Origin of the sequence: Haliscomenobacter sp. (assembly GCF_033763495.1) — a bacterium.
In the GTDB taxonomy this organism is placed as follows: Bacteria; Bacteroidota; Bacteroidia; order Chitinophagales; family Saprospiraceae; genus Haliscomenobacter.
In genome coordinates this window covers 1-11,821 of the sequence record NZ_JANRKL010000060.1, presented here as the reverse complement: position 1 = coordinate 11,821, position 11,821 = coordinate 1, and the positions used below count along the sequence as shown (strand labels likewise).

At 47.5% G+C, this 11,821-nt stretch carries 7 protein-coding genes; 6 read left to right on the top strand and 1 reads right to left on the bottom strand.

The genetic code is table 11. The annotated features are described in order from the left end of the window. The first annotated feature begins 166 nt into the window (after nucleotides 1-166). From SFV55_RS06735 to SFV55_RS06710, 6 genes are all read left to right on the top strand, one after another. A complete protein-coding gene (locus SFV55_RS06735) occupies nucleotides 167-1,207 on the top strand; it encodes a quinone-dependent dihydroorotate dehydrogenase (RefSeq protein WP_320028713.1) in 1,041 nt (346 codons plus the stop codon). A gap of 88 nt (nucleotides 1,208-1,295) precedes the next feature. Next, a complete protein-coding gene (locus tag SFV55_RS06730) occupies nucleotides 1,296-2,573 on the top strand; it encodes an erythromycin esterase family protein (protein WP_320028712.1) in 1,278 nt (425 codons plus the stop codon). Nucleotides 2,574-2,812: 239 nt separating this feature from the next. Further along, a complete protein-coding gene (locus SFV55_RS06725) occupies nucleotides 2,813-6,049 on the top strand; it encodes a TonB-dependent receptor (protein WP_320028711.1) in 3,237 nt (1,078 codons plus the stop codon). Nucleotides 6,050-6,070: 21 nt separating this feature from the next. After that, nucleotides 6,071-7,855 carry a RagB/SusD family nutrient uptake outer membrane protein gene (locus SFV55_RS06720; protein ID WP_320028710.1) on the top strand — a complete coding sequence of 595 codons (1,785 nt, stop codon included), beginning with the start codon at nucleotides 6,071-6,073 and terminating at the stop codon, nucleotides 7,853-7,855. A gap of 192 nt (nucleotides 7,856-8,047) precedes the next feature. Next, the gene (locus SFV55_RS06715) at nucleotides 8,048-9,328 is read left to right on the top strand and encodes a mandelate racemase/muconate lactonizing enzyme family protein (RefSeq protein ID WP_320028709.1); all 1,281 of its coding nucleotides are present in this window, start codon (nucleotides 8,048-8,050) and stop codon (nucleotides 9,326-9,328) included. Nucleotides 9,329-9,466: 138 nt separating this feature from the next. After that, nucleotides 9,467-11,362 (top strand): heparinase II/III family protein, encoded by a 1,896-nt coding sequence (locus tag SFV55_RS06710; RefSeq protein ID WP_320028708.1) that lies wholly within the window; start codon nucleotides 9,467-9,469, stop codon nucleotides 11,360-11,362. Nucleotides 11,363-11,509: 147 nt separating this feature from the next. Here SFV55_RS06710 and SFV55_RS06705 read toward each other — a convergent pair. After that, nucleotides 11,510-11,821: hypothetical protein (locus tag SFV55_RS06705; RefSeq protein ID WP_320028707.1), on the bottom strand; the 312-nt coding region annotated here is incomplete at its 5' end.

The window sequence follows — 11,821 nt, the reverse complement described above, 5'->3', positions numbered from 1 at the left end:
TTTTAGCATAGCTAGGAAAATGTCTCAAGCCATTAAGATAAGTGGGAAGGGGGGAACGCATGATTAACGGAATTTTTCACAAGTTCCTCTTTTCCCCGTTTTTTACAAAGCTTGCTTGATGCTTAACTTAATGGCGATGGGGTTGCCCCTACGAAAATGACCGATGATGAATTTGTACCAAAACCTGTTGAAACCCCTGCTTTTTCGTATGGCGCCTGAACGGGCCCACCACCTCACGGTTGCGTTGCTCAAATTGGGCTTGGCAATACCGGGACTGGGTGGCTCCTTACGCAAAGCTTACCAAGTCAACGATGCCCGGCTAGAGCGGCATTTTTTGGGCCTGAAATTCAAAAATCCGGTTGGTTTGGCCGCCGGGTTTGACAAAGATGGCCGCCATTACCACGCGATGGCCGCCCTGGGTTTTGGTTTTGTGGAATTAGGTACGGTGACACCCAAGCCACAAGATGGCAATCCCCTTCCCCGCTTGTTCCGGCTCCCGGATGATGGGGCATTGATCAACCGGATGGGATTCAACAACGCTGGTGTGGATGCCTTGGTGGAGCAACTCAAAAAGCCCCGCCCGGCAGGGTTGATCATTGGTGGAAACATTGGCAAAAACAAATCGACCCCCAATGAGCTGGCCATCAACGATTACCTTTATTGCTTTGAGCGCCTCTTTCCGTTTGTAGATTATTTTGTGGTCAATGTGAGTTCGCCCAACACCCCCGATTTAAGGGCTTTGCAAGACAAGGAACCTTTGATGGAGCTCCTATCCACTTTACAAAAAAAGAACCACGAATACCGCGTTCCTACCCCAATTCTCCTCAAAATAGCTCCAGACCTGAACGAAAAACAACTGGACGATATCCTGGAAATTGTACAAGAAACGGCTATTGCCGGGGTAATTGCGACGAATACCACCATCAGCCGCGAGGGTCTGATTGCTGGCCCGATTGAACTGGAGGAAATCGGCGCAGGGGGCTTAAGTGGTCAACCATTGCGCGAACGCTCTACCGAGGTGATCCGTTACCTGTACGAAAAATCGGGAAAAAAACTGTTCATCATTGGGGTTGGTGGGATTGCCTCCGCCCGGGATGCCCAGGATAAATTTGAAGCTGGTGCTGCACTGGTACAAGTGTACTCGGGGTTGGTGTATGCTGGTCCAGAATTGGTGAGGGAAATTTGTGCGGGGATTTTGGCAGGATAACATTTGTGTAGTTCCCCTTCCTACAAGTTCTGAACGCCCCTTTCACAATTCTTTATTTTGTCCTATATTTCCGGAAAATGAACACCAAATGATGCGTCTTTTCCTCTCCTTGAGTCTGCTGTTGTTTTTTATCCTGCCTCAATTGTCTTGTCAACGCATTGGCCAGGAGTACAATTGGTTGAAAAAAAACAGCATTCCCATTGCCAGTGTGGATGGAACTGACTTCAGCGACCTGGCTTTCTTAAAGGATAAACTCAAAGACGTTAGACTGGTACAAATCGGTGAAAGTTCGCACGGTGCCGCCGAATTTTACCAGCTCAAAACCCGCCTGGTCGAGTACCTGCATCAGGAAATGGGTTTCGATGTATTGGTCATAGAAGGGGGTTTTGGCGACATCAATCTGGCCTGGCAGCATCAGGAAGAACAGGATACCAAGGGTTTGATGTACAATTCGGTGTTTGGCAATTTCCGCTGTGAAGAAATGTTACCCCTCTTTGAATACGCCAAAAACCAGGCACAAGGGGATCGCCCTCTCGCACTGGCAGGCCCGGACTGCCAATCTTCCGCCAATTATTTCAACAATTTTCTGATCGACTTTCTGCGCAAGTATGACACAGAGCTTTCCCGCGATGTGGAATACAATTTTATGACCACCTCTCTGCTTTACGGCCTCATCCCCGACAGTACCCGACTGGTCGCTGCGATTCGTACCAATGAGCGGGTCATCAATCGGGTTTTGGATTTTTTGGAAAACAATGAGGCCAAAATTCGGGAAGATTTTCCTCAAAAACCACTCCTGGTCGCCTTCACCCGCCGGACCTTGGAAAACTACCTGGAATACTGGGCCCTAGACTACCGCGCCATCCGGCTTCAACAACAGTTCGCCTTACGCGATCGCATCATGGCCGAAAACCTGATGTGGCTCGCCGATGTGGCTTACCCCAATAAAAAAATCATCTACTGGGCGCACAATGCCCACATCGGTACGGAAAGTAATTCGGTAGACATCTTTGGCAAACCCATTAAGATGCAAGGAAACTACGTCTTCGACCGCTTTGGCAAACAGGTGTACAACATCGGTTTGTATGCCAGTAGCGGCGAGCTCTATCGCCACTGGATGCGCGATGTGCAGCCCTTCAAAGATGACAGCATCGGTGGTGTTGGTGAACGTTTTAGCCGCTTGCCCAAATCCATTAATTTTTTGGAGTTGCGCGATCAACAACCAGGCAAGGGCAAGGATTGGTTGTTCAAACCGATTCCGGCTTTTGAGTTGGAAAGTGGAGGAAAAATTCAGTTTACGCCGACTAAAAAATACGATGCAGTGATTGTGGTAAAGAAGGTGAAAGGGCCGAAGTATTTTGAGTAGTTTAAAAGTCCGATATCCTGATTCTTAATTTATTTTATCTTTTTGAAAAATAATTCCGCAATAAGTAAGTGGGAAATCCTAAAATTTCGTCATCAATTTAGGTTATAGAATATTCTTTTGAAAAAAGCAAAAACACCCAACAAGTTATTCCGATTGGATTAAAAAAGCATCTGTTTGCAAAATTCGAAACGCACACCATTCTACGCTATCATATTATTTCAAATCAAACATTCACTGTTATGAACAGTAAAAACAACTTTAACCTATCGGCATTTATGCTATGCCTGCTCGTAGCAGTTGTGGGGAGTCCACTTCTGCTCATGGGTAGCAAGGCTCATGTTTCGTTTGATTCCCCACCCATCAAAGTAAGTGGCAAAGTTACCGATGAGGATGGAGAAGCCCTTGTTGGGGTTTCCATTCTGGTAAAAGGAACTACTTCAGGCACCGTTACTGATGTGGAAGGCGCTTACTCACTTGAAGTAGGGGAAAATAGTACTTTGGTATTTTCATACACAGGTTTTTTGACTCAGGAAGTTGAGGTTGGAAACCGCACTGCCATCAACATTACCATGGCCGCCAACTCCAAATTACTCGACGAAGTAGTCGTAGTGGGGTATGGCTCCCAAAAGAAAGTCAACCTGACCGGGGCGGTTGCATCGATCACCAGTGAAGAATTGGCCCAACGCCCTATTGTAAGCGTTGGCCAGGGCTTGCAGGGGCTCATTCCCAACCTGAACATCAACATTCGCAATGGTGACCCCACTACAGCCGCTGACTTCAACATCCGTGGTTTTGAGTCCATCAATGGTGGTTCTCCACTGATCCTCGTGGATGGAGTGCCGATGGCCCTGGAGCGCGTCAATCCGAACGATATCGCCAGTGTAAACGTGTTAAAAGACGCCTCCGCTGCTGCCGTTTATGGCGCACGGGCTGCATTTGGAGTAATTTTAGTAGAAACCAAAAAAGGCAAGAGCGGCAAAGTCAACATCCAACTCTCTTCAGAATTGTCGGAAGCAGTACCCATTTTTAACATGGACCCCGTGACCGATCCTTACCAGTTTGTATTGGCCCGTAACCAAGCCAATATCCGCACCAATGGTGCCCCTGCTTATAACCCTGACTTTGTCGCAGCGACCAAAGCCTTTTCCGAAGGCACCGGACCGGAGTGGGGCGTTGTCAATGGGGTTTTGCAGTACTACGGATACAACGATTACCAGAATAAACTGATGACCGATTCTTCGCCCCAGCAGAAGTACGACCTTAGTGCTTCGGGTGCAACCGACAAGGCTTCTTTTTATGTGTCCCTCGGTTTGTTGAACAAAGATGGTTACCTGAAACACGCAAACAATGAAAATTTCAAACGTTACAATGGCTTGGTTAAAGCCGAGTTTAAAGTCAATAACTGGCTGAGTCTGGACGAAAAAGTGGTTTTTAACACCCAACTGAGCGACAAACCACACTTTTACAACTGGGACGTGAACATCAATACTGTAGCCAGGGTAAACCCAATTCAACCCATTGCATTCCCTGACCTGGAGTATTACCTCAAGCCCGGTGACCGCGACCAATTCTCTCAATACATCGGCCAGTACTTTGGCACCTTGAATTTTTTCCCTTACCTGGAGCAAGGTGGCCGCGAAACCTTTACCGTTAACGACCTGTGGTTGACCAAGGGCATCACCCTTACGCCATTTAAAGGCTTAAAAATCCGGGGTGATTATTCCTACAACAACTTTCATCGCACGTACCAGGACGTAGCCAGTAAAGTCAACGTCATCGAAAACCAGGACTTAGTAGCTGGCATTCGCATCGGCAATGGTTTCAGTGGCGACGATTTTATCACCAACCGCAGCGATTACAACCAATACTCGGTATTGAATGCTTATGCTGAATACTCCATTGACCCCTCACCCAGTCACTCCATCAAAGCCATGGTGGGTTTCAACCAGGAATGGGGCCGCAACCAGTATAGCCAAGCCACAGCGAGGTCTTTGATCACGCCCTTGGTACCTGACCTCAATGCCACTACTGGTGCTCAGCAAACCTTTGGCGGCAAATCACATGTAGCCCTGCGGGGGGTATTTTACCGCTTCAATTACGCATTTAAGGACAAATATTTATTTGAAGCAAACGGCCGTTACGACGGAACCTCCCGCTTCCCCACCGAAGATCGATTCGGATTTTTCCCTTCTTTCTCGGCAGGGTGGCGGATTTCAGAGGAGTCTTTTATGGCTGGAACCAAGAAATTTTTGGACAACCTGAAAATTCGGGCCTCTTACGGCACCTTGGGTAACCAATTGTTGGGTAACGATTTTTACCCCTACATTGCCACCATGGGCATCAATTCTTCTCCGTTCATGTTTTCTTCCGGCAACCGTACCCCTTTTGTATCACCTGCTGGGCTGGTCAGTCCTACCTTGACTTGGGAAACTGTGATATCCAAAAACCTGGGTATCGACCTCACTGTGCTGGATCAACGCCTGGATGCTTCGTTCGACATTTACACCCGGGATACCAAAGACATGTTGACCAACGTAGAGTATCCGGCCATCCTGGGTACCAATGCTCCACGCTCCAACGCAGCTGACCTGAGAACTACAGGCTGGGAAACCTCCGTAACCTGGAGAGACAAAATCGGAAAAGACTGGAATTACCGCGTCACGCTTGCCTTGTCAGATTGGCAAAGTGAAATCACCAAATACGAGAACCCCACTGGTGCCTTGTCTGAAAGGTATGTGGGTCAAAAAATCGGTGAAATCTGGGGTTATGAAACCTTCGGAATTTTCCAAAGCGTGGAAGAAGTGGCTAGCTCTGCCAAGCAGACCAACTTGGGTGCCAACTGGCGGCCCGGTGACATTCGGTATGCCGACCTCAATGGCGACGGCGTCATCAGCGCAGGCAACAATACCCTGGCTAACCCCGGCGACCGCAGAATCATTGGCAATGCCACGCCAAGGTACAGCTTTGGGATAAACCTGGACTTGAAGTACAAAGGCTTTGCTCTGCGCACTTTCTTCCAGGGCATTGGCAGACGCGACTATGCTCCTTCCGACGGCAACTGGACCTGGTTTTACCCTTACAATGCTGGCCACGTGGAATGGTATTTTATTACGGATACCTGGACAGAGACCAACCGCAATGCTTATTTCCCCGCCGCACACATCTCTACCAATACCAAACAAAACGTCCAGACCCAATCGCGTTACCTGCAAAATGCAAGCTACATTCGCTTGAAAAACCTAACCTTGAGTTATGATTTTTCACAAAACCTGTTGAAGAAAGTAGGCATTGGTGGAGCCCAAGTGTATCTGGCGGGCATGAACTTGTGGGAATACTCAAAAATCCGCAAGCCCCTGGATCCAGAATCCCTGCATACCAACGTCCTGAACGACCAATACTCTGGTTTGAACTCTGACGGCGCAGTAGAATACCCCATGCAACGGATTTTCTCTTTTGGTGCCAACATCACTTTCTAAAAAGCTTTAAACAAAATTTCGATGAAAAATAAACGATTAATATATCCTCTTTTCGTTGCGGTGGTTTTTCTTTTTACCAGCTGCAATGACGAGTTTCTGGAGCGGACTCCCCTGGACCGGATCAGCACCGAAACCTTCTGGAATACCGAAAACGACCTACGGGTGTACAACAACGGCCTTTATCACCTTGCCGCAAACGACAACGATATTCCCATCATGATGGGGCACGATGAAGGTTTTAATAGCCATAAGTGGGGCATTTGGTACCTTGATGAGTTCAGCGACAACATTGCACCTCGTCATCCGCGCCATTTGCAATACCAACAGATTCGGGCAGGCAAATTCCCAACACCTACCAGTTCAAATGGCGATGGGCAGTGGTACGGCTATAAAGGCTGGAATTTTGTGCGGGCGATCAATATTGGCCTGGAAAATTACAGCAAAGCCAAAATCCCTCAGGCCACCATCGATAGATATATTGGTGAGGCCCGCTTGTTCAGAGGCTGGTTTTATGCGGATAAAGTATCAAAATTTGGCGATGCACCTTGGGTTGATCGTGAATTGAACGTTGATTCTGAGGAACTTTACGCTCCACGTACTTCCCGCGAAAAGGTCATGGACAATGTTTTGGCTGACCTCACCTTCGCAACCGAAAAAATCCCAGCCAACTGGGGTGATGGCGGTGCTCCAGGCCGGATGAATCGTTGGGTCGCCTTGTTGGTCAAGTCGAGAGTTTGTTTGTTCGAAGGCACCTGGAGAAAATACCATGGTGGCTCCAATCCAGAAAAATGGTTACAAGAAGCAGCCACAGCGGCCAAGGAGCTCATTGACAAAGGGCCTTACAAATTGTACAGCACGGGCAATCCTTCTCGCGACTATAATGCCATTCACCGCATTACCAATGATTTGGCAGGGGTTGCAGAAGTAATGTACTGGCGCCGGTATCAATTGGGTGTACGCACCAACCACGTCATGAGCTACCACCGGGATTACAATGGTGGTGCCACCAAAAGTATGGTGGAAGACTACCTCTGCTCCGATGGGCTGCCCATTACCTTGTCGCCACTCTACAAAGGGGATGCCAAGATTGAAGACGTGTTTGAAAACCGCGATCCCCGTTTGCGCCAGACGATTCTGCATCCAGATGATGTAAAATTCTACGCCTTCGGCAACAATGATACTCGCCCATACCCGCGTTTGGCGGGTATGGATGGCGGGCAGGCCAGTGAAACGGGGTACCACATCATCAAAGTGTACGACAACAATACTGCGTATGCTACTTTTAATGTTTCCAACACTCCGGCGATCACCATGCGTTTTGCCGAAGCCTTGCTGAATTATGCAGAAGCAGTGGCCGAATTGGGCACCATCACGCAGGCTGATCTGGATTTGACCATCAACAAACTCCGCGCCCGGGTAGGTATGCCTTCCTTGAACCTCAGCAGTGTACCAGTCGATCCCAGGTATGTGAATGATGGCGTTTCGCCAATCATCGTAGAAATCCGCCGCGAACGCCGTATCGAATTGTTCATGGAAGGTTTCCGCTACGACGACCTACGGCGCTGGAAGCAGGGCAAAAAACTGGAAATACCTTCCTATGGCATTCGCTGGGATGATGCAGCCAAAGCTCGTTACCCCAAGGCCAATGTGAAGTCCAGTCTGGTCAACGGCGTGCCTTACATCAACGTATACCTGGGTACCGACTTCGCAGTTCCAGTATTCGACGAAGCCAAGCATTACCTGTGGCCAATCCCGCTGAATGATTTGTCACAAAACCCGGCGATCAAGCAGAATCCGGGCTGGTAGGCGCAGCTTCGCTGCTTGATTTATTCACCACAACGATCACAACGTTTTGCGCTCCGCGCTGGGGATGCTTCGCATCTTTTGCTGAAAGCGACCACAATTAGAAGAACAGATAACACGGATAAAGGCGGATTAGAACGGATAAATCATAGGTAACCAAAAATTTATCCGTTTTAATCCGCTAATTTCGATACAGTGAAGCATAGTAGTTTTACAGGGTCGATGATGGATTTTAAACTTTTTATTTACTTTAATAGTAGAGGAGTAAATATGAATCGACGTTTTTTTTTATCGTTAGGTGGTGCTACAACCGCTGGATTTTTGGCGCATTCAGAGAATGCCTATTCTAATTTGGAATCGAAGGCAATAGATCTGTCAAATGGGATGGACTCAATCAAAATTCGGGATGTGCAAGTTGCTGCCATACAGGATGAATACATCTGTAATCTAGTCAAAATAACCACTGACGCTGGCGTGTATGGATTGGGGGAAGCCAGGGTCAAGAATTTAAAATACCTCAAATTAATAAAGGATCTCAAGTCCTTGGTTATCGGAGAGAATCCACTTCGTGTTGAATATCTGACACGTAAAATGATAGCGGCTAGCAAAGCAGACATAGAAACAGCAATGGGTGCCATTTCGGGAATCGAGACAGCACTCTGGGATTTATCGGGGAGGATATTGAACACACCCTCATATAATCTGCTTGGAGGGAAATACCACGACAAGGTGAAGGTATATTATGATCTTTCGCCAGCAGATTCTCCTAATACTGTCGATCCGAAACCCTGGGCAGAACGAGCAGTTTCAGCAGTGAAAGCAGGGTTTAAAGCAATTAAATTTGATATTTACCGTGGGGGGGGTGATGTTCCTGACTGGGCGCAAATCTTGAAGGTTGTGCGTGAAACAGTCGGCCCAGATATTCAAATTGGCGTTGACTTCCACTGGCGCTTAACACCCGAGCAGACAAATAGATTCGTTACGCTTGTGGAGCCCGCCAATCTTTGGTTTATTGAAGATCCTATGAATTACGAAAAATATGAAAAGGATTATCAGCAACTTGTTGCCGAAGCAAAGATACCTGTTGTTGCGCTGGAAGGAATGAGAACCATAAAAAGCTTTCATCATTGGATCAATAAAGGAATTTGTTCTATCATCGAGGCAGATGGCCAGTACTGTGGCGGGCTTTTAGAGCTCAAACGGGCTGCCAATCTGGGGGAATTGTATGGAATGGATACGATTTGTCATAATATGTGTACCCCAGTTGGTACTTATGCTCAGGCCCATGCATGTGCAACAATCCCATCGTTTTTGATCATGGAGAATGCTTGCGCAGAAAATGTTATTCTAAACGAAACTTCATTGTACCAGGACGGTTACCTGGTACTCAATGACAAACCTGGTTTTGGAATCGAACTTAATGAGGATTATTGCCGGAAAAATTTGGCTGAAGGCTCCAAGTTTTTCGGAGTTTAGCATTTTAAATAAAAGGAATTAAAACATTTATTAAAAGATATCATTTTTTAGCGCTCGTTGCTACAGCCAAAATCAAGCATTTAATCGTTCAACATTAAAACTGATCGACCCAGGGACGAACCATACAAACAAAACGACATGAAACCAATCTTCTCTCTTTCCATTTTCTTTTCGATTACCCTGGCTAGCGTACTTTTTCTGAGTACTGCTTTTATCTCATCTCCAAGCCTCAACAATATTACCCCTGAGCCAAAGCTGGAGAACCCCATATCTGTGCAATACCTGAAAGAAAAGCTGCGCAAAAAAAGCCCCCGCCTGGTATTGAACGCCGACATTGAAAAAGAACTGAAAAAAAAGATCGAATCCGACCCCGTGATCAAAAACATGTACCAGGCCATCCGCCTCAATGCTCAAGGCATCACCAAACTACCATTGCTTGAGCGCATCGTAGAAGGGCGGCGTTTATTGGCCGTTTCCCGTGAAATGTTGTACCGGATCAACATGCTGGGCATGAACTACCGCATGGAAAAAGACCCGGCTATCCTCAAGCGCATCAACGAAGAGGTACTGGCCGTGTGCAACTTCTCGGACTGGAACCCCTCGCACTACCTGGATGTAGCGGAAATGTCCCTGGCGATTGCCTTTGCCCTGGATTGGGCCGGTGAAGATTTGCCCAAAACGACCGTAGCCCTAGCCAAAACCGCCCTCATCGAAAAAGGCATCAAACCCAGCTACAATAAAGCTGGCAATACGGGTTGGGTAAACGGCACCAACAACTGGAACCAGGTCTGCCACGGAGGGATGATCGCCGCAGCCATCGTGATTGCCGAACAAGATCCAGAACTCGCCGCCCAAACCATCCACCGTGCTCTGGAAGGGATGCCCCACGCCCTGGACGAATATGGTCCCGATGGCGTATACCCGGAAGGCGCAACTTATTGGGGTTATGGTACCAGTTTTAGCGTGGTTACTGCGGCCATGTTTGAAAGTGCCTTTGGTACTGATTTTGGCTTGTCGAAATACCCTGCTTTTATTGAAAGTGCCACCTACAAAGTACTCAATGTAGCTCCCTCGGGCTGGTATTACAACTTTGCCGATTGTGGCGACAAGCGAGGTGAGAATGGTGATGTTACCCTGGCCTGGTTTGCGGCAAAAACAGGAAACAAAGTCTTTTTTGAAAAAGAGCGTTTTTTGCGCCCAGCCGAAAAAATGGGCAAATTGGGTCGCCTCGAAGGTGCTGGCCTGGTTTGGTTATCGCAGTACAAAGAAGCACAGGACATCAAAGTGCCTGAGGCCTGGAGTGGCAAGGGCTCCAACCCCATCGTCATTTTTAAAAGTGGCCCCGCCGACCCCCACCAGTATTATTTTGGTGGAAAAGGTGGCAGGGGTACTGTCAACCATGGCAATATGGACGGTGGTTCTTTTGTTTTTGAAGTGAATGGTGTCCGTTGGGTGATAGACCCCGGCAATCAGGAGTACCATGAATTGGAAAAAACGGGTTTTGACCTCTGGGGACGCTGCCAAACCTGCCAACGCTGGAAGCTACTCACTACAAACAACTACGGTCACAGCACCTTAACTGTCAACGATTCCCTACACATTACGGATGGGCTGGCGACCATTGCCGATTTCAAAGCAGGCTCCAAGCCGGAAGCCACCATCGAAATGACCCCTACTTTTGCTGGTCAACTGAAAAGCGCCCGGCGAAGATTCGTCAAAGATGGCCCTCAATCCTTGCTCATTGAAGACCAAATTGAAACCATTCCCGCCACCAAAATGGTTACCTGGCAATTGATGACCACTGCGGATGTAGAGCTTACCAAAGGAGGTGCCCTTTTAAGCCAGGACGGCAAAAAATTGAAACTGGAAAACCTTTCTCATCCTGAGATCAGTGTTTCGGTTATTTCCCTGTATCCGGCTCCATTGGAGCTTGATCGGCAAATTCCGGGTTTGAAGCGGCTGGAATTGCGGATACCGGGTTATTTGTTTAAGGGGGGTAAAGGGAAAATTGGGGTTCGGTTGGTAGGTGAGTGATGAGTGAAACATTTTTATTACCGGGTAGCCCTGCACTGACTGAAACCATTTAGAGGCGCTCTGGAAAAAACATGGGCTGTACCTTGGTCGCTTTTGCTCAAGGTACAACTCATGTTTGGCGCCTGGTTGACATTTTTCAAATACCCTTTATGACACCAATTGATTTTCATCTTTGGATATATAGACACTAACAAGTTGGCTTAAAACTGAAGTCATGGCTGATGAAACATTAGGGAAAAAGAATTCTTCATTCTTTACAGATACATGAATGTGAAACTTATCTTCATAATAGACAAAATCAAATCCTGCATCTACTGCGAGTTGCCCCAGTCTTCCAAGCTTGGCAGGATCCCGGTCTTCGGTAGTAAGATCAGCGGCCCTACCTTCATAATGTATACTATTCTCGGAATGTTCTCCATTTTCATCCCAACTTTCTGTAATCCTTAGTTTTAAAGCACC